General features: G+C 65.3%; 16 protein-coding genes. 8 read left to right on the top strand and 8 right to left on the bottom strand.

Features of this window, described 5'->3' with window-relative positions; all coding sequences use genetic code 11:
* Positions 1–7 precede the first annotated feature (7 nt).
* From ACK6AU_RS07690 to ACK6AU_RS07680, 3 genes are all read left to right on the top strand, one after another.
* Complete coding sequence (locus ACK6AU_RS07690; protein WP_185697302.1) at positions 8–1,816, top strand: ATP-binding protein; 1,809 nt, start codon at positions 8–10, stop codon at positions 1,814–1,816.
* A 79-nt stretch (positions 1,817–1,895) separates the two neighbouring features.
* Positions 1,896–3,302 (top strand): sigma-54-dependent transcriptional regulator, encoded by a 1,407-nt coding sequence (locus ACK6AU_RS07685; RefSeq protein ID WP_409298585.1) that lies wholly within the window; start codon positions 1,896–1,898, stop codon positions 3,300–3,302.
* Positions 3,303–3,340: 38 nt separating this feature from the next.
* Positions 3,341–3,796 carry a YiiD C-terminal domain-containing protein gene (locus ACK6AU_RS07680; RefSeq protein ID WP_022644228.1) on the top strand — a complete coding sequence of 152 codons (456 nt, stop codon included), beginning with the start codon at positions 3,341–3,343 and terminating at the stop codon, positions 3,794–3,796.
* Between the two features lie 48 nt (positions 3,797–3,844).
* Here the strand turns inward: ACK6AU_RS07680 and cysQ are convergent, their stop codons facing one another.
* Both cysQ and nudE read right to left on the bottom strand, forming a co-directional pair.
* The gene (gene cysQ / locus ACK6AU_RS07675) at positions 3,845–4,687 is read right to left on the bottom strand and encodes a 3'(2'),5'-bisphosphate nucleotidase CysQ (RefSeq protein WP_185697300.1); all 843 of its coding nucleotides are present in this window, start codon (positions 4,685–4,687) and stop codon (positions 3,845–3,847) included.
* A gap of 11 nt (positions 4,688–4,698) precedes the next feature.
* Positions 4,699–5,265, bottom strand: coding sequence for an ADP compounds hydrolase NudE (gene nudE, locus ACK6AU_RS07670; protein ID WP_185697299.1), 567 nt, complete (start codon positions 5,263–5,265; stop codon positions 4,699–4,701).
* 212 nt (positions 5,266–5,477) lie between these two features.
* Here nudE and yrfG point away from each other — a divergent pair, with 212 nt between their 5' ends.
* Positions 5,478–6,146 (top strand): GMP/IMP nucleotidase, encoded by a 669-nt coding sequence (yrfG, locus tag ACK6AU_RS07665; protein ID WP_185697298.1) that lies wholly within the window; start codon positions 5,478–5,480, stop codon positions 6,144–6,146.
* A 45-nt stretch (positions 6,147–6,191) separates the two neighbouring features.
* Here yrfG and lysM read toward each other — a convergent pair whose 3' ends face one another.
* On the bottom strand, positions 6,192–6,632 hold the full coding sequence (gene lysM / locus ACK6AU_RS07660; RefSeq protein ID WP_185697297.1) for a peptidoglycan-binding protein LysM: 441 nt from the start codon (positions 6,630–6,632) through the stop codon (positions 6,192–6,194).
* A gap of 135 nt (positions 6,633–6,767) precedes the next feature.
* Between lysM and ACK6AU_RS07655 the strand changes: the two genes are divergently transcribed.
* From ACK6AU_RS07655 to ACK6AU_RS07645, 3 genes are all read left to right on the top strand, one after another.
* The gene (locus ACK6AU_RS07655; RefSeq protein WP_409298581.1) at positions 6,768–7,655 is read left to right on the top strand and encodes a LysR family transcriptional regulator; all 888 of its coding nucleotides are present in this window, start codon (positions 6,768–6,770) and stop codon (positions 7,653–7,655) included.
* Between the two features lie 267 nt (positions 7,656–7,922).
* Complete coding sequence (locus tag ACK6AU_RS07650) at positions 7,923–10,271, top strand: FdhF/YdeP family oxidoreductase (RefSeq protein WP_409298579.1); 2,349 nt, start codon at positions 7,923–7,925, stop codon at positions 10,269–10,271.
* 225 nt (positions 10,272–10,496) lie between these two features.
* Positions 10,497–10,970, top strand: a complete 474-nt coding sequence (locus tag ACK6AU_RS07645) for a YMGG-like glycine zipper-containing protein (RefSeq protein WP_185697294.1) — start codon at positions 10,497–10,499, stop codon at positions 10,968–10,970.
* 170 nt (positions 10,971–11,140) lie between these two features.
* Here ACK6AU_RS07645 and ACK6AU_RS07640 read toward each other — a convergent pair whose 3' ends face one another.
* From ACK6AU_RS07640 to ACK6AU_RS07620, 5 genes are all read right to left on the bottom strand, one after another.
* On the bottom strand, positions 11,141–11,569 hold the full coding sequence (locus tag ACK6AU_RS07640; protein ID WP_185697293.1) for a thioesterase family protein: 429 nt from the start codon (positions 11,567–11,569) through the stop codon (positions 11,141–11,143).
* Positions 11,570–11,625: 56 nt separating this feature from the next.
* A complete protein-coding gene (locus ACK6AU_RS07635) occupies positions 11,626–12,852 on the bottom strand; it encodes a 3-hydroxyacyl-CoA dehydrogenase NAD-binding domain-containing protein (RefSeq protein ID WP_409298576.1) in 1,227 nt (408 codons plus the stop codon).
* A 132-nt stretch (positions 12,853–12,984) separates the two neighbouring features.
* The gene (locus tag ACK6AU_RS07630) at positions 12,985–14,916 is read right to left on the bottom strand and encodes an ATP-dependent DNA helicase RecQ (protein WP_409298574.1); all 1,932 of its coding nucleotides are present in this window, start codon (positions 14,914–14,916) and stop codon (positions 12,985–12,987) included.
* 139 nt (positions 14,917–15,055) lie between these two features.
* Positions 15,056–16,186 carry a polysaccharide deacetylase family protein gene (locus ACK6AU_RS07625; RefSeq protein WP_409298572.1) on the bottom strand — a complete coding sequence of 377 codons (1,131 nt, stop codon included), beginning with the start codon at positions 16,184–16,186 and terminating at the stop codon, positions 15,056–15,058.
* Between the two features lie 69 nt (positions 16,187–16,255).
* Complete coding sequence (locus ACK6AU_RS07620; protein WP_409298570.1) at positions 16,256–17,419, bottom strand: tetratricopeptide repeat protein; 1,164 nt, start codon at positions 17,417–17,419, stop codon at positions 16,256–16,258.
* A gap of 234 nt (positions 17,420–17,653) precedes the next feature.
* Here ACK6AU_RS07620 and ACK6AU_RS07615 point away from each other — a divergent pair, with 234 nt between their 5' ends.
* On the top strand, positions 17,654–18,022 hold the full coding sequence (locus ACK6AU_RS07615; protein ID WP_185697288.1) for a DUF1493 family protein: 369 nt from the start codon (positions 17,654–17,656) through the stop codon (positions 18,020–18,022).
* Positions 18,023–18,030 lie beyond the last annotated feature (8 nt).

Here is an 18,030-nt window from a genome sequence, read left to right as displayed (position 1 = left end):
CGTTTCCATGACCCCACCCCTTCCCCGTCGTCCTCGCTGGCGCAGCCTGGCCCTGCTGGCGCTGTGCCTGGCACCGCTGCTGTGGCCACTGCAGCACTTGGCGGAACGCTACTACCGCAATGAGCTGGCCGGGCAGAACCGCCAGACCCTGGACCTGTACGTGGCCAACCTGCTGGGCACCCTGCACCGCTACGAGGTGCTGCCACAGATCCTCGGCGACCTGCCCGCACTACGGGCGGTACTGGGCGCCCCGGACGATGGCGTGACCCAAGGCAACGCCAACCGCCTGCTGAAGAACATCAGCGCCCAGACCGGTGCCGAGGTCATGTACCTGATGGACACCAGCGGCAACACCCTGGCGGCCTCCAACTGGGACAAGCACGACAGCTTCGTCGGGCGTAACTTCGCCTTCCGCCCCTATTTCAGCGAGGCCATGGCCGGGCGCCTGGGGCGCTTCTTCGGCCTGGGCACCACCTCGGCCAAGCGTGGCTATTTTTTCGCCGCCGCGGTGCGCGACGGCGAGCGCATGCTCGGCGTGCTGGTGGTCAAGGTGGACCTGGACCACACCGAGCGCCTCTGGGGCAAGACCCCGGAACAGTTGCTGGTGACCGACCACAATGACGTGGTGATCCTGACCTCGCGCCAGGAATGGCGATTTCGCGCGACCCGGGCCCTGAGCGAACAGGAACACCAGGCGATCGACGCCATCCAGCCCTACCCGACCCGCGACCCGCGTCCGTTGAACCTCAATCCCGATGCCTGGCTGACCCAGACCCAGAAGATCGAGGAGACCGGCTGGAGCGTCAGCATCCTCGCCCCGCGGACACTCATCGACCGCCCAGTACGAACCGTGGTGGCGGTGGGCGCCGCCGCGCTGCTGGTGCTGATGCTGCTGCTCGGGCTGATGATGCAGCGGCGCCGGCACTACCTGGAGCGGATCGCCTTCGAAGGCAAGGCGCGACGCGAGCTGGAGATGCGCGTGGCCGAACGCACCAGCGACCTGGAAAACCTCAACCGGCGCCTGAAACAGGAAGTGCTGGAGCGTGAGAACGCCCAGCAGGAGTTGGTGCGCGCCCAGGACGACCTGGTCCAGGCCGGCAAGCTCTCGGCGCTGGGCACCATGTCCGCCAGCATCAGCCACGAACTCAACCAGCCCCTGGCGGCGATCCGCAGCTATGCGGAGAACGCCGAGGTGCTGCTGGACCATCAACGCACCGACGATGCCCGGGCCAACCTCAAGCTGATCAGCGAACTGACCGGGCGCATGGCCTCGATCATCACCCACCTGCGGGCCTTTGCCCGGCGCGATCACCACGCACCGGAGAGCGTCGCCCTGCAGCCGGCCCTGGACGATGCCCTGGCCCTGCTGGCCAAGCGGCGCCGGGCCATGGATGTGGAGCTGATCCGCGACCTGCCGGCCGCCACCCTGTGGGTCGAAGCCGGGGAAACCCGCCTGCGCCAGGTGCTGGGCAACCTGCTGGCCAACGCCCTGGATGCCCTTACCGAAAAAGGCCCACCGCGCAAGCTGTGGCTGAGTGCCGAATCCACCGCCACGGGCGTCAACCTGTGCATTCGCGACAACGGCCCGGGGTTCTGCATGGAAGCCCTGGGCCGGGCTGGCGAGCCGTTCTATACCACCAAGACGCGAACCCAGGGCCTGGGACTCGGATTGGCGATCTGCGACACGCTGATGCGGGCTTTCGGCGGCGAGTTGTCGTTCGCCAACCATCGCGAAGGCGGTGCGCTGATCACTCTGCGCCTGCGAGCCGGGGCTCCAGGGGTCAGTCCGCAGCCGTCCGAGGATCGCGGAGTATGAGACACGACGCAGCCCGCAAGCCGATAATCCATGGACCGGCCAGGCATGGCTGGCCACGACACGACCTGGAAAGCCACCGATGACCCGTCCCGACAGCCTCGCCCCCCAATTGCAAGTGGTGTTGATCGACGACGACCCGCACCTGCGCCAGGCCTTGAGCCAGACCCTGGATCTGGCCGGGCTCAAGGTCCTGTCCCTGGGTGAAGCCCAGGGCCTGGCCGAGCGCCTGGAACGGGATTGGCCGGGGGTAGTGGTCAGCGATATCCGCATGCCCGGCATCGACGGTATGGAACTGCTGGCCCAGTTGCACGCCCAGGACCCGGAGCTGCCAGTGCTGCTGATCACCGGCCATGGCGACGTGCCCCTGGCGGTGCAGGCGATGCGCGCCGGGGCCTATGACTTCCTGGAGAAACCCTTCGCCAGCGATGCCCTGCTGGACAGCGTGCGCCGCGCCCTGGCCTGGCGCCGCCTAGTGCTGGACAACCGCTGCCTGCGCCTGGCCCTGAGCGATCGCCAGGAGCTGAACGCCCGGCTGGTGGGCCAATCGGCTCCCATATTGCGCCTGCGCCAGCAGATCGGCGCCCTGGCAGCGACCCGCGCCGATGTGCTGATCCTCGGCGAAACCGGGGCCGGCAAGGAGGTGGTGGCCCGGGCCCTGCACGACCTGTCGGGACGGCGCAACGGGCCGTTCGTCGCGATCAACGCCGGGGCCCTGGCGGAGTCGGTGGTGGAGAGCGAACTGTTCGGCCATGAGCCTGGAGCCTTTACCGGCGCGCAAAAGCGCCGCATCGGCAAGTTCGAGTTCGCCAATGGCGGCACGCTGTTCCTCGATGAAATCGAAAGCATGAGCCTGGATGTCCAGGTCAAGCTACTGCGCCTGCTCCAGGAACGGGTGGTGGAGCGCCTGGGCGGCAACCAACTGATCCCGCTGGATATCCGCATCATCGCCGCGACCAAGGAAGACCTGCGCCAGGCGGCGGACCAGGGGCGCTTTCGCGCCGACCTCTATTACCGCCTGAACGTGGCGCCGCTGCGGATTCCGCCACTGCGCGAGCGCGGCGAAGATGTGCTGATGCTGTTCCAGCACTTTGCCGATGAAGCCAGCAACCGCCACGGCCTGCCGGCCCAGGAACTGCAACCGGGACACCGGGCCCTGCTGCTGCGCCACGATTGGCCGGGCAACGTGCGCGAATTGCAGAACGTCGCCGAACGCTTCGCCCTGGGCCTGGAGCTGGCCCTGGACAACGGTGATCCAAGCCAGGCTCCGGCCGCGACCGCAACGCCGATCAGCGGCGGCCTGAGCGAACAGGTCGAGCATTTCGAAAAATCGTTGATCGCCGCCGAAATGACCCAGCCCCACAGCTCGCTGCGCAGTCTCGCCGAGGCCTTGGGCATCCCGCGCAAGACTCTGCACGACAAGCTGCGCAAGCATGGCCTGAACTTCGCAGACAGCGGCGCCGGACAACCCGGCGACGAATCGGAATGAACCACTCCCAGCCATCTCCCGACCCCCGAGGCCCGTGCATGAACCGCGACAGTCGATACCTGGAATCCATCCTCCACCATGACATTCCCCTGACCCGGGAAATGGGCCTGAAGGTGCTCGACTGGCAGGCGCAACAACTACGCCTGCAACTGCCCCTGGAGGCCAACGTGAACCACAAGAGCACCATGTTCGGTGGCAGCCTCTATTGCGGCGCGGTACTGGCTGGCTGGGGCTGGCTGCACTTGCGGCTCAGGGAGGAGGGAATCGAGGACGGGCACATCGTCATCCAGGAAGGGCAGATCAGCTACCCGCTGCCGGTCACCGGTGACGCCCAGGCGATCTGCGCGGCCCCGGAGGACAAGGTCTGGAAGAAATTCCTGTCGATGTACCAGCGCTACGGTCGGGCGCGCCTGACCCTGCACACCAAGGTGGTGAATGCCGGCAGCGAAGAAGACGCGGTGCTGTTCGCCGGCCAATACGTGCTGCACCGCTGAAACCGGCCTGCCCCGGGACTTCACCCGGGGCTCGGGCCGCCTGCGGTATCAGCTCTGCCCGTCCTGGGCGCCACAGAGTTCCAGCAGCCTGGCCCGCCAAGGTGCCTTGGCGGGCAATGCCACGAAGAAATCGTTGAGCAACGACTCCCGGGGCGGATAGCAGAACGGCGCGCCGGCAAGATCCAGCACTTCGCCCCCGGCGCCTTCGAGCACGCCCTGGGCCGCCGCCGTGTCCCATTGCGATGTGGGCGCCAGCCGTGGATAGCAGTCCGCCGTCCCTTCGGCCAGCAGGCAGAACTTCAACGAGCTGCCGATATTGGCCAGTTTCAGCTCACCCAGGGTGGCGCTCAAGCCACTGAGCAGGCGCTCTTGCGCCGGGCTCGAATGGCGTCGGCTGGCCACCACGGTGAAGGCCTCGCCAGCCACCGGTTGCTCGCGCACAGTGATCGCCCGCAGCGGCTGGCCGCGCTCGGCACGCCAGGCGCCCAGGCCGGCGCCACCCAGGTAGCAACGGCCATTGGGGGGCATCGCTACCACGCCGAACACCACGCGCCCCTGCTCGATCAGGGCGATGTTGACGGTGAACTCCTCGCTCCCGGCAATGAACTCCTTGGTACCGTCCAGCGGGTCCACCAGCCACCAGCGCTGCCAGCTGGCCCGGGTCGCCTGGGGAATGTCGGCGTCTTCCTCGGACAGCACCGGGATGTCCGGGGCCAAGGCCTTGAGACCGGCGACGATCAAGTGGTGCGCGGCCAGGTCGGCCGCCGTCACCGGGGATTCGTCGGCCTTGTGCTCGACCGCCACATCGGCGCGCCAGAACGGCAGGATGGCGTCGCCGGCACGCAGCGCCAACTCCATTACCGGAGCCAGGAAAGGATGGGGAAGCGTCATCGATATCTCACTCATGCTTGAAAGACCCCGCGCTGGCTCAGCAGGTCGCGGGCCAGGTACAACGCGGCCAGGGCCCGGCCTTCGCTGAACTGGGGATTCTGCGCCAGGGCGGACAACTCTCGCAGGTTGACCTTGTCGACCCGCATTGGCTCGGGCTCGTCACCCTCCAGGCGCTCTTCGTATAGGTCGGTGGCCAGCACCACCTGGATCTTCTGGCTCATGTAGCCCGGGGACAACGACAGCTCGGTCAGGTGCTCCAGCTGCCGCGCACCAAAGCCGGCTTCCTCCTTGAGCTCACGCTCGGCCGCCGCCAGCACATCCTCGCCAGGCTCGATCAGGCCCTTGGGCAAGGACAGCTCGTAGGCATCGGTGCCGCCGCAGTATTCCTCCACCAGCACCGCGTGCTCGGCATCGAGCATCGCCACGACCATCACCGCACCATAACCCGCGCCCCGTCCCACCAGCCGCTCGTAGGTGCGTTCGGCGCCATTGGCGAACCGCAGTTGCAGCTGTTCGACACAGAACAGGCGACTGGAAGCGACGATCTCTCGGGCGAGTACGGTGGGTTTCTGACGCATGGCGGGCTCCTTGGCGATAGCGGGTTACTATACAGCCTGTTTGAAAGTGACTGGGTTGCAGATTGCGGCGGCGCGCAGGCGCTGCGAGACCTATTGTTTACTGCGTGTGATCGCCCCTGGCGGGGCCGTTTTTCTACGCCGGGTGCACGGCCTTGGCCCCTCCCGCTTCGCCGGCCCTGGCGGTCGATCGTTTTCCACTGGAGAAGTAGTCAATGGCCCTGATGCCCTGGCGCGATATCGATACCGTCCTGCTGGACATGGACGGCACCTTGCTGGACCTGCACTACGACAACCATTTCTGGCTGGAGCACCTGCCCCAGCGCTATGCCGAGCTGCACGGGGTGAGCCGGGCCATGGCGGAACTGGAACTGCGCCCGCTGTTCGAGCGTAACGCCGGTCGGTTGCAGTGGTATTGCCTGGACTTCTGGAGCACCGAGCTGAAGCTGCCGGTACGCGAGCTGAAGCTGGAAACCGCCCACCTGATCGCCCTGCGTCCGGACGCCGACACCTTCCTCGCAGCACTGGGGCGCGCCGGCAAGCGGGTGGTCCTGATCACCAATGCCCATCGCGACTCCCTGTCGTTGAAGCTGGAGCGGATCGAGCTGGCACCCTACTTCGAACGCCTGATCAGTTCCCACGACTACGGTTTTCCCAAGGAGGATCCGCAATTCTGGGAAGCCCTGCAGGCCGATATCCGCTTCGACCCGACCCGCAGCCTGTTCATCGACGATACCTTGCCGATCCTGCGCAGCGCCCGGGACTTCGGGATCGCGCAATTGCTCGCGGTCAGCCAGCCGGACAGCCGCAAGGGGCCGAAGGACACGGAGGAATTCGCGGCGCTAGGGGATTATCGGGAATTGCTCGAGGGCTTGGTCGAGTAACAGGCCCGCATTCGCGCAGGCCTGTTGGCGACGCGGGCTATCGACTCACTCGGGAATGCGCAGGACCTGGCCCGGATAGATCTTGTCCGGATGGGACAGCAGGGGTTTGTTGGCCTCGAAGATCTTGTTGTACTTGTTGGCATCGCCGTATTGCGCCTTGGCGATGGCACTCAGGGTATCGCCCTTCTTCACGGTGACGAAGACCGCCGTAGCCGCGGCCGGGCCGCTGACGGTGATCTGGTCCTCGACGCTGCCGACACCGGCGATGTTGCCCAGGGCCAGGAGGATCTTCTCCTTCTCTTCCTGGCTCGCCACCTCGCCCTTGACGATGACCTTGTCGCCTTCCACCGTCGCCTGGACATTGGGGTTGCCCAGGCCGACCTTGGCGATGTGCTCCTTGAGCTGCTCACTGGCATTGGCGTTACCGGGGGTCAGCAGGTCGATCAGTTTCTCGCCCGCTTCCTTCACAAAGCTGAAAATGCTCATGTCGCACACTCCTTGGTTGATAGTTCCAGATGCGAAAGACTAGACCAGCCTGGCCGATCCAGGTTCCCGGCCGACCACTGACCCAGGCCGCGCTGGCACGGTAGAATCCCGGCCTTTTGCCGTACCGGAGCGAAGATGGACATCAAGCAGCTGAAATTCCTCATCGCCCTGGATGAAACCCGCCACTTCGGCCAGGCCGCCGCGCGCTGCCATATCACCCAACCGACCCTGTCGATGCGCCTGCGCAACCTCGAGGAAGAACTCGACCTGCCGCTGGTCAACCGGGGCCAGCGCTTCGAAGGCTTCACCGCGCCCGGCGAGCGAGTCCTGGCCTGGGCCCGCACCGTGCTCACCGCCTACGACGGACTGCTGGCCGAGGCCGCCGCCTGCCGGGGTAACCTGGTGGGCACCTTGCGCCTGGGAGTGGTACCGCTATCGAGCTTCGACCCGCAGCCGCTGATACAGCGCCTGCATGCCGAACACCCGCACCTGCGCTTCGAACTCTGCTCCCTGAGTTCCGAGCAGATTCTGGAGCAGCTGGCGAGCAATCGCCTGGACCTCGGGGTGTCCTACCTGGAACGCCTGGACGGCGAGCATTTCGACTCCCTGCCCCTGGCCCAGACCCACATGGGGTTGTTGTACGACCAGCGGCATTTCAGCTTCGGCGAACAGCCCCTGAGCTGGGAGGCGCTGACAGAATTGCCCCTGGGCCTGCTGACCAGCGGCATGCATTTTCGCCAGTCCATCGATCACAACTTCCATATCCGCGGGCTGCATCCGCAACCAGTCTTGCAAACCGACGCCGTCCATCAACTGGTACAGATGGTTCACGGCGGCCTGTGCTGTGCGGTGATGCCCCTGGGCAGCGGCCTGCAAGCCATGACCGAACACCTGCGCCTGCAGCCGATAGAAGATGCCCAGACCCTGGCCCGCCTGGGTTTGATCATGCGCCGCAGCGCGCCACGCTCGGCCCCGGCCGAGGCCTGCTTCGCCCTCTACCGTGAACTCCTCGACGGTCGTTGATCGACGCTATCTATCAAGGGATCAGTACTAGCAATTAGACGCGACACAATGCCGCGCTTAGGCTTGGCCACCAGTACGCCGCTGATCCCCCGATGAACGCCAAACGCCCGCCCTGCGCAGCGCCAGCTCCTGCGAGGCCCGCCCCCGTGCTCGCTTCTCGAGCTTGCGCCACTCCCGGCAAGGGCCGCGTCATCACCGTCACTACCTTGTCCACCTGCCGCATCGCAGCGCACTGCGGCCCGACAGCCCCGCGATGGAGAGTCGCCCGTGAGTACACATAACCAAGCCGACCAGAAACCCGTGGCCCGCTACAAGCCCTACAAGGGGCCGGCCGGCGGTTGGGGTGCCCTGATCAGCGTGGCCCAGGCCTGGCTGACCAGCGACAACGCCCTGAAGAACATCCGCATGATGCTCAAGACCAACCAGAATGGCGGCTTCGACTGCCCGGGCTGCGCCTGGGGCGACTCGCCGGAAAGCGGCATGGTCAAGTTCTGCGAAAACGGCGCCAAGGCAGTGAACTGGGAAGCCACCAAGCGCCGGGTGGACGGCGCCTTCTTCGCCAGGCACAGCGTCAGCTCCCTCTTGGAACAGAGCGACTACTGGCTCGAGTACCAGGGCCGGCTGACCGAGCCGATGAGCTATGACGCGCAGACCGACCGCTATCGCCCCATCAGCTGGGAAGACGCCTTCAGCCTGATCGCCCGGCACCTGCTGAACCTGCCGAGCCCGGACATGGCCGAGTTCTATACCTCGGGCCGGGCCAGCAACGAGGCGGCCTATCTCTATCAATTGTTCGTACGGGCCTACGGCACCAACAACTTCCCCGACTGTTCGAACATGTGCCACGAAGCCAGTGGCGTGGCCCTGGCGCAGAGCGTCGGGGTGGGCAAGGGCACGGTGACCTTCGACGACTTCGAGCACTCGGACGCGATCTTCGTCTGGGGCCAGAACCCCGGCACCAACCATCCGCGGATGCTCGAACCCCTGCGCGAGGCGGTGAAGCGCGGTGCCCAGGTAGTGTGCGTCAACCCGCTCAAGGAGCGCGGCCTGGAACGCTTCCAGCACCCGCAGAATCCCCTGGAGATGCTCACCAACGGCAACCGCCCCACCAACACCGCGTACTTGCGCCCGGCCCTGGGTGGCGACATGGCGTTGCTGCGCGGCATGGCCAAGTTCCTCCTGCAATGGGAACGCGATGCCCAGAAGGCCGGGACCGAAGCCGTGTTCGACCACGACTTCCTCAACACCCACACCGCCCAGGTGCTGGAATACCTGGGCACCCTCGACGACACCCCATGGGAGCAGATCGTCGAGCAGTCGGGCCTGACCCTGGTGGAGATCGAACAGGCGGCGCGCATGTATGCCAAGGGCAAGAACGTCATCATGTGCTGGGCCATGGGCATTACCCAGCATCGCCATTCGGTGGCGACCATCCAGGAAATCGCCAACCTGATGCTGCTGCGCGGCAACATCGGCAAGCCCGGCGCCGGCCTGTGCCCAGTCCGCGGCCACAGTAACGTCCAGGGCGACCGCACCATGGGCATCAACGAGCGGCCGCCGGTGGCCTTCCTCGACGCCCTGGAGCGGCGTTTCCAGTTCAAGGTGCCCAGGGACAACGGCCATAACGTGGTCGAGGCGATCCACGCCATGCTCGAAGGCCGTTCCAAGGTATTCATCGGCCTTGGGGGCAACTTCGCCCAGGCCACTCCGGATAGCGAGCGGACCTTCCAGGCCCTGCGCAACTGCGACCTCACCGTGCAGATCAGCACCAAGCTCAATCGCAGCCACCTGGCCCACGGCAAGGATGCACTGATCCTGCCGTGCCTGGGCCGCACCGACATCGACCTGCAAGCCGGCGGCCCGCAAGCGGTGACCGTGGAAGACTCCTTCAGCATGGTCCACGCCTCCAACGGCCAGTTGCAGCCGCTGTCGGTGCACATGCGTTCCGAACCCTGGATCCTCGCCGGCATCGCCTCGGCCACCCTGGGCAACCGCCCGGTGGACTGGAGCTGGCTGGCAGCCGACTACGGGCGCATCCGCGACCTGATCGCCGACACCATCCCGGGCTTCAAGGAATTCAACGAGCGGCTCAAGCACCCAGGCGGCTTCTACCTGGGCAACGCCGCCGGCGCCCGCCAGTGGAACACCCCTTCGGGACGCGCCAACTTCCGCGCCAACCTGCTGCCCAGGGACCTGATCGACGAACGCACCCGGGCCAGTGGCCAGTTGCCGGACCTGATCCTGCAATCGATGCGCTCCCACGACCAGTACAACACCACCATCTACGGCCTCGATGATCGCTATCGTGGAGTCAAGGGCCAGCGCGACGTGCTGTTCGCCAACGAGGCGGACATCATCCGCCTGGGTTTCAAGCCGGGGCAGAAAGCCGACATCGTGTCGTTGTGGAACGATGGCCGCGAACGGCGGGTCAAGGGTTTCACCCTGCTGGCCTTCGATATCCCGGCCGGCCAGGCCGCGGCCTACTATCCGGAGGTGAATCCGCTGGTGCCGCTGGAAAGCACTGGCGACGGCAGCCATACACCGACCTCCAAGTTCATCGCCATCCGCCTGGAAGCTGCCAGTGACAACGGCCTGATCATGGCCCGCTCGGCCTGATCCTCCACGCTTGCAACAGCGTTGCCCCAGGCACGAAAAAGGCCGCCCCTGCATGCAGGGAGCGGCCTTCGTCAAGTAACCGTAGACCTGCGAAAATCACTTAAGTTCCCCATTAAAAACAATAAGTTATGCGATTGTGTACAACTCGTGCTATTCGTCGGATTTCGTTTGTAAGCCTCGCGGTACAGCCTCAGGATCGCGCCGTCATCCCTTTGAGGCTCATGTATGAAGTTCTCCTCGATTCTCTTGTTGTCCCTTGGCCTGGTCAGCGGCGTCGCCTCTGCCGGTGGCACCACTGAAGCAGGTGTGGGCGGCGCATTGGGCGGGGTTCTAGGCTCGGTGGTCGGCCAGCAGCTGGGCGGCAATACCGGTTCGGCCATTGGCGCGGCCATCGGCGGCGCGGGCGGCAGCGCGGTGGGCGCCGACAAGCGCAGCCGTGGCCAGGCAGCCATCGGTGGCGCCTTGGGCGCGGCTGGCGGCAACGTCGTGGGCCGCAGCATGGGCGGCAGCACCGGCAGCCTGATCGGTGCGGCGGCCGGTGGTGGCGCCGGCGGTGCGCTGGGTAACTACATGGGTAACGAAAGCGCCCGGGAGGATCGCGAATACCGCCGCGATCGCGACCGCCGCTACTACCGCGACGGCCACCGTGGCCGTGGTCATGCCTATGGCCACCGCAAGCATCGTCACTACGACGACTGATCGGCCCGGCCCCCTGTAGCTGCTACGCACACTGGACGCGAGGCCAAGGGCCTCGCCAGACCAGACGCTGCGGTACTGGCCCCGAGGATCGAGCTCGGGCCTCTCCTACGGCGCCGGTCGCAGCCTGTGGCAGCGGCTACAGGGTCCGCAAGTCAATCAAGTTTCGAGACTCAGGCCAGCTGTTCCAGGGCTGCGCGCAGGACCGTTGGAATCGGCACCGGCTGGTTCGATGCCCGATCCACGAATACATGGACGAAGCGCCCCGCGGCGCATGGCTCCCCCTCCCCCAGCTTGAACACCGCCAGCTCGTATTGCACCGAGCTGTTGCCCAGCTTGCCGACCCGCAGGCCGACTTCGATACGTTCGGGGTAAGCGATGGACGCGAAATAATCGCAAGCCGAACTGACCACGAACCCCACCACCTCGCCCTCGTGGATATCCAGGCCACCCTGCTCGATCAGGTAGGTATTCACCGCCGTGTCGAAAAAACTGTAGTAGGTGACGTTGTTCACATGGCCATAGACGTCATTGTCATGCCAACGGGTGGTGATCGGCTGGAAATGGCGGTAGTCGCCGCGTTGTGGCACAGGCTCGGACATCAGGACGGTCTCCCATGGATTGAGCGATTGATCGCCGGGCATTTCACCCCAGGCGACTAAGCCTGGGCAAATCCTTTTCCTGCGCCAGACAGATCCTCGATCAACGGCGCCGGCCGCCAATGGGCACCATGCTCGGCCTCCAGGCGCAGCAACCGGAGCCGGATCTGCTCCAAGCCCTGGTTATCGGCCCAGGTCATCGGCCCGCCCCGCTCCCTGGGAAAGCCATAACCGTTGAGATAGACCAGGTCGATGTCATGGGCCGAGCCGGCAATGCCTTCCTGGAGGATCTTCGCCCCTTCGTTGACCAGGGCCAGCAGGCAGCGCTCGAGGATCTCCTCGGGGCCGATATCCCGCCGCTGGTAACCCAGGCCTTCGCTGACCTGCAGCACCAGCGCATCCACTTGCGGATCGTGTTCGGCCTGGCGGCTACCGGGCTCGTAGTGGTAATAGCCCGCGCCGCTTTTCTGACCGAAACGACCCAGTTCGCACAAGCGATTATCGACCTGGACCTGCGGCGCATCCTGCCCGGTACCGGCCAGTTGCCGGGCACGCCAGCCCAGGTCGATGCCCACCACGTCGTACATGCGAAACGGCCCCATGGCAAAACCGAACGCCTGCAAGGCAGCGTCTACCTGATAGGGAAAGGCCCCTTCCAGGAGCATCTTGCGGGCCTCGAGGACATAGGTGTTGAGCATGCGGTTGCCGATGAACCCAAAACAATTGCCAGCCACCACGCTGACCTTGCCCATGCGCTGGCCCAGGGCCAGGGCCGCGTCCAGCACCGCCGGTGCCGTCTTGGCCGCGCGTACCACCTCCAGTAGCTTCATGATGTGCGCCGGGCTGAAGAAATGCATTCCCAGCACCTGGGGCGCCCGTTGGGTGACGGCGGCAATGGCATCGATATCCAGCGCCGAAGTGTTGCTGGCCAGGATCGCCGATGGCTTGAGGGCGGTGTCCAGCTGGCGAAAGATCTGCTGCTTGAGCTCGAGGTTCTCGTACACCGCCTCGATCACCAGGTCCACCTCGGCCAGCTGTGGATAACCGTCGGCAATGCCGATCCGTGCCAGCCGCGCGTCGGCTTCAGCCTGCTCGATACGGCCCTGGCGCACACCGTGGGCATAGGTCTGGGCCACCGCCGCCAGCGCCTGCTGGAGCATCTGCGGGTCCTTGTCCAGCCACAGTACCGGCAGGCCGGCATTGGCCAGGCACATGGCGATGCCACGGCCCATGGTGCCGGCGCCAATCACCGCGGCGCGCTGAATATCGAATGCCTTCTGGCTCATGGCGGCTCTCCTTCCTGTAGGCGATCCTGGGTCAGGCACCACCATAGTCAGGCGAGCATCATTTTTGAAATTTATTCCTGTGATGCGCGACATTCAGCAGATGGATCGCCATCAGGAACAAGGCACCCGGCTTCAGGCCGGCAAATGGCTCTCGCACCATTGCCGCACCTCGGCGTAGGGGTAGTCCTCCAAGGCGGCGAAACCCGGGATGCCACGGGCCTTGAGCTTGGTGAACAACGGCACGCTGATGCCGCAGAGAAAACGCGTCAGGCGCTCTACCCCGGGAAGAGCCCCGGTGTGCTGCTGGTGCCTGTGGATAAAATCGCCACACAAGCCGGCGAAGTTCTTATCCACAAGCGCAGGCAGCGCGGGGGGCTCGGGCAAGCGCGCCACCTGGCCCCGGCACACCGAACAATGCCCGCACTGCCGAGGTGCCTGCCGGTCGCCGAAATACTCCGACAACCGATGCCCCAGGCACTGCTCGCTGGCGAACAGGTCGAGCATGGCGTGGATCCGCGCGATCTCGCCGGACTCGTGACGGGTGAAGTAGCCGTGCAGCTCGGCACTTAGCGCCGGCGCATCGAAGTCGCTCTGCAACAAACTGTAGACCTCGGTCATCTGCTTGCTTTCCAGCTCCACCCAGCCTTTTTCCTGGAAGTAGTCCAGGGCCTTCACCACCCGTTGGCGCGGCGCCTGGCAATGGTCGTAGAGCGCGTCGAAATCCACCGTGGCCCAGGTCCGGGCGCGACTGGAGGTGTGCAGGATGGCCTCGACGAAGTCCCGCCGTTCGCCTTCGAAACGCCCCAGCAGATCAGCCGGCTCCAGCAGCAACTTGAAGCGGTATTCGGCGAAATAGGCATAGCGCGGAGCGATCAGGCCACGCAGTTCCAGCTGCACCAGCAGGGTCTTGAGCGGCAACTGGCGAATATTGCTCTGGTCCGCCAAGGGGCCCAGCAACACTTCCCACTGCCCGGTGGGCGCCGCGGCCAGCAAGTCGTCGAGCACGCAATGGATCCCGCTCAGTTCCGGGGTATCGCCGTAAACGAAGTTCTCCAGCACGTTGAGACTGTCGCGGTTGGCCAGCACCAGGCAGTCCGAGGGTTGCCCATCGCGCCCGGCGCGGCCGATTTCCTGGCTGTAGTTCTCGATGGACTTGGGCAGGTCGAAATGCACGACGTTGCGAATATCGCTCTTGTCGATGCCCATGCCGAAGGCGATGGTGGCGACGATGCATTGGCTGTGCCCCTGCATGAAGCGGCGCTGGATCGCCTCACGCTGCTCATGGGGCAAACCGGCGTGGTAGGCCTGGGCGGCAATGCCCTGCTGGTCCAGGTACTCGGCGACCTGCTCGGCGGTCTTCTGCAGGGTCACGTAGACGATGCTCGGCTGTCCCTCCCGCTCGCCCAGCCACTGCACCAGCCGCCGGCGCTTGGCGGCCCCGGCGACCGGCTCCACCAGCAGGTTGAGGTTGGGTCGATAGAAACCGGTGGTCACCACATCGGCGGCGATGGCGAAGCGCGCCTGCATGTCGGCGATCACCTTGGGGGTGGCCGTGGCGGTCAACAGCAGGGCCTGGGGGATGTTGAACTGGCGCTGGTAGTCCGGCAGCTTCAGGTAGTCGGGCCGGAAGTTGTGACCCCACTCGGAAATGCAATGGGCCTCGTCCACCACCAGCAGGGAGATGGGCACCTGCTGCAGGAAGTTGCGAAAGCGTTCGTTCTTCAGACGCTCCACCGAGATCATCAGGACCTTCAGTTCCCCGGAGCGGGCGCGAGCCATCACCTGGTTGGCCTCGTCGCGGCCCTGGGCCGAATCGATGCTCGCCGCGGCGATGCCATGGCGCTGGAGAAAGGCCAGCTGGTCTTGCATCAAGGCCAACAGCGGCGACACCACCAGGGTCAGGTGCGGCAGCAGCAGGGCCGGCAGCTGGTAGCACAGGGACTTGCCGGAACCGGTGGGAAAGATCGCCGCCGCCGAGCGCCCGGCCAGCACCGCGCTGATGGTGGCCTCCTGGCCCGGGCGAAAGCCTGGATAACCGAAGACCTGTTCGAGGGTGCTGTACATGGGAGTCACTCCTTTGACCGCTGAGCGTCGTTGAAGACTAGCGCGGTGGGTCGGCGGATCGAGGAAAGGTCTTGGAGAAAAGCGCTACCGGATGATACCGGCACACCAGGGCGGTGGCCGGATCACTGGCAGGGAGCGGCTAGCGCAGGCTGCGGCAGTCCAGCCATTGCACGCCATTGTGCTGGTTGGCCTCGACCAGCAGCGGCACGGCCTGGGCCGCCTTGGGGTGGACGTCATGGAACAGCACGATGCCGCGCCGCCACAACAGCATCAGCGTCTGCACCCGCTGGGCGGCGGCCTGGGCGCTGACCTTCTTGCTCCAGTCCTGGGAGTCGATGTTCCACAGCATCAATTGCAGGCCGTGGCTCTTGAGGAAAACACCAGCGTCGCTGCGACGTTGCCCATAGGGCGGGCGAAACAGCGGCAGGTATTCCCCTTCCAGGGAGCGACCGACCAGGCTGGCGCTGTCGACCAGGGAATCCTGCCACCGGCTCCAGGAGGCATGGGACTTGTGTTCCCAGCCATGCAGGCCCACGCATTGACCGTTGTAGAGCTCGCGCAACTGCCCGGCCGAGGTCCGCTGCAAACGAGCCTGGAACGACGCTCCCAGGACGAAGAACAGCCCATGCAGGTCATGGGCTTGCAGCACCGCCGCCAGCTCATCGCTATGCCCACCGCGCGGGCTGGGACCATCGTCGAAGGTCAGCAGGAACTGCCGGTCAGCCAGTTCATCGCCCAGTCTTTCCGCCGGATCCATTCGCTGGATCTCGCTGCTGACCGTGGGAAACAGGGCCGCCAGGCGCAGTTGCTCATGCAGGTACTGCTGGTGGAAGCGCGAGCTGGCCTGGGCCCAGGCGTCGTAGGTGTCCTTGCTCTCGCCGGTGAAGCCGGCCACCAGTTGGCGCAACTCGGCGAGATTGCGCACGGGCTGGCAGAACGGTGCGCTGTCGCAATCGTGGCTGGCCAGGCGATAGTTGACCAGCAGCAACTCCCAGAAGCGCTGGCGCACCCGGTCGATGGACTTGAGGTCCAGCTGCCGTACCCCGAGACGTTGCTTCAGGGCTCCCTCATCCAGGCTCTCACTGGCCAGCAGGGCCTTGCCGAACATCAGGATTTCCGCCCGGGAGGCGGTGTCGAAATCCACCGAACTGGTCAGGGGCGTCGGCCAGCCACTGCGATCGATGGTAGCGAACACTAGAGGGCCTGCCGCCTGGGCCGAGACGCTGCACAGGCACAACGCCAACAGCCAGGGGAAAACACCATTGCGCATATCAATCTCCATGGATGCACGGGACGCTCCTGCCAGCGCGCCGCGCAAAAACAACATCCAGCCTGGGGCTCAGGGTTTTTGCAGCCGCTCTATGGCCTGGTCGTACACCGGGTTGGCCTTCTGCTCGCGGGCCTTGCGGTAATTCTCCAAGGCCATGGCCAACTGCCCAGCCCCCTCGAAAACCCGACCCATGTCGTAGTAGGCACTGGCCCGGATCGTCGCGGCCGCCGGACCGCTGGCCAGGGCAATGGCCTGGCGGTCGGCGCGTATGGCTTCGTCGGGCCGGCTGTTCTTGCGCTGGCTCAAGGCCAGGTTGCTGTAGGCCTGGGCAAAACCCGGCGCCATCTCGATGGCCTCGTGGTAATAGATACCCGCCCCGCCGAAGTCGCCCTTGCGGTAGGCCTCTTCGCCCTTGCGATTGAGCGCCTTGGCCTCGGCTGGTCCCATGTCCGCGGGCACTTGCTGGTCGCTGGTGCGCATCTGCTCGAGCAACGAATTCAGGTCGCTGTAGGTGCCGTTCGGTTCGCTGCTGGTCTGCGCCACCCGGTCGATATCCTCCAGCTGGCCATCGGCACTCAGGCGGAACACGGCCCAGAGGTTGCCCCGGCGCTGCTCCGGTACCCGATAGCTACGAATGAGGCTGGCACCACGATAGACGAAGACCTGGGCCCGGCTGCGGCCCAGGTGCAGGGACTCGGGATGGTTGCCATGGGTGAAGTCATGCACGGCATACAGGTAGGACTCGCCGGGCAGGCGCTCATCGAGGGTGATGGTCTCCGCGCCATGATGGTCGTCGCTGGTTCTTTCCAGCCGCGCCCCGGGTCCTTGGCTGGCAACGAACGACAAGGCCGCGCGGGAATAGATCAGCCGGGCATCCAGGTCTTCGCCCGGGGCATCCCAGGTCAGCACTACCCGCAGGCTGGAAGGTTTGTCCATTACCGGACTCAGGGCGTAGACCAGGCCCTGGCAGGGGCATTGGGTTCGCAGGTCGGCGTAACCGGGCTTGCGGATCAGCAGCCCGCCGGCATCGTCGGGGACGTCCAGCACCACCCGTCCCTGGGCATCGGAAGCCCCCGCGACCAGGCTCGTGCCCCGCTGCAACTGCACCTGGGCCTCGGCCGCAGGCGAGTCCTTGGCCACGGCGTCCAGCACCTGGATCGACAACGGCTGGGCGTGCACCGCGCTCATCACCATCCCTAGCCACAACACCGCCACCAGGCGCATACAAGCCATAGCAAAATCCCTGTAAACGAATCTGGCCGCAGCTCGAACTCGGCCCCTCCACCAGCGGCGCACCATACACATTTTCGCCCGCCAATGCTCGACCCAGGACAGGAAAATGCTGAGCAATGGGATGCAGTCGAAAATTCGCAGAGACTTGTGCGGATCTGCTGCGAAGGGCTTGAAAAGCCACCACCGGATCGTCTTACACTCCACCTCCTCCAAGAGCCGTAGCGAATCGCGACCATGCATCTGGCCCCCGGCTTTCCCGACGACGCGAGCATGCGCCAACTGATGCAACTGTTGCATGAGGAGATCGGCCTGCCCGAACGCAAGACCTTGCATCTGAAGACCGCGATCAACCTCGACCTGGGTTGCGACGGTGCCGATGCCCGGCATCTGTTGCTGGCCCTGGAAGAGCAGTTCGAGCTCGACCTCGCCGACTTCGACAGCTACCGCTACTTCCAGCCCGAAGGTTTCGATCCGCACCTCAAGCGCCGGGCCAAGGGCCGGGGCGACAAGCTGCCATTGACCATCGGCATGCTGTACCAGGCGATCAGGCTGCGCCGCTGGGACACCCGGGAGTTGGAAAGCCTCCAGGACCTACAACAATAAAACAAGGA

The sequence above is a fragment of the Pseudomonas sp. KCJK8993 genome (assembly GCF_046230915.1).
Taxonomy (GTDB): domain Bacteria; phylum Pseudomonadota; class Gammaproteobacteria; order Pseudomonadales; family Pseudomonadaceae; genus Aquipseudomonas; species Aquipseudomonas piscis.
This window is presented reverse-complemented; position numbering and strand designations above follow the sequence as displayed.

Bases quoted from the DNA above. Each gene is read 5' to 3' on its own strand.
- yrfG (WP_185697298.1), top strand. From the start codon at position 5,478: ATGGCCCTGATGCCCTGGCGCGATATCGATACCGTCCTGCTGGACATG.
- ACK6AU_RS07655 (WP_409298581.1), top strand. From the start codon at position 6,768: ATGGACATCAAGCAGCTGAAATTCCTCATCGCCCTGGATGAAACCCGC.
- ACK6AU_RS07625 (WP_409298572.1), bottom strand. From the start codon at position 16,186: ATGCGCAATGGTGTTTTCCCCTGGCTGTTGGCGTTGTGCCTGTGCAGC.
- nudE (WP_185697299.1), bottom strand. From the start codon at position 5,265: ATGCGTCAGAAACCCACCGTACTCGCCCGAGAGATCGTCGCTTCCAGT.
- ACK6AU_RS07620 (WP_409298570.1), bottom strand. From the start codon at position 17,419: ATGGCTTGTATGCGCCTGGTGGCGGTGTTGTGGCTAGGGATGGTGATG.
- ACK6AU_RS07630 (WP_409298574.1), bottom strand. From the start codon at position 14,916: ATGTACAGCACCCTCGAACAGGTCTTCGGTTATCCAGGCTTTCGCCCG.
- ACK6AU_RS07615 (WP_185697288.1), top strand. From the start codon at position 17,654: ATGCATCTGGCCCCCGGCTTTCCCGACGACGCGAGCATGCGCCAACTG.
- ACK6AU_RS07640 (WP_185697293.1), bottom strand. From the start codon at position 11,569: ATGTCCGAGCCTGTGCCACAACGCGGCGACTACCGCCATTTCCAGCCG.
- lysM (WP_185697297.1), bottom strand. From the start codon at position 6,632: ATGAGCATTTTCAGCTTTGTGAAGGAAGCGGGCGAGAAACTGATCGAC.
- ACK6AU_RS07635 (WP_409298576.1), bottom strand. From the start codon at position 12,852: ATGAGCCAGAAGGCATTCGATATTCAGCGCGCCGCGGTGATTGGCGCC.
- ACK6AU_RS07680 (WP_022644228.1), top strand. From the start codon at position 3,341: ATGAACCGCGACAGTCGATACCTGGAATCCATCCTCCACCATGACATT.
- ACK6AU_RS07645 (WP_185697294.1), top strand. From the start codon at position 10,497: ATGAAGTTCTCCTCGATTCTCTTGTTGTCCCTTGGCCTGGTCAGCGGC.
- ACK6AU_RS07685 (WP_409298585.1), top strand. From the start codon at position 1,896: ATGACCCGTCCCGACAGCCTCGCCCCCCAATTGCAAGTGGTGTTGATC.
- cysQ (WP_185697300.1), bottom strand. From the start codon at position 4,687: ATGACGCTTCCCCATCCTTTCCTGGCTCCGGTAATGGAGTTGGCGCTG.
- ACK6AU_RS07690 (WP_185697302.1), top strand. From the start codon at position 8: ATGACCCCACCCCTTCCCCGTCGTCCTCGCTGGCGCAGCCTGGCCCTG.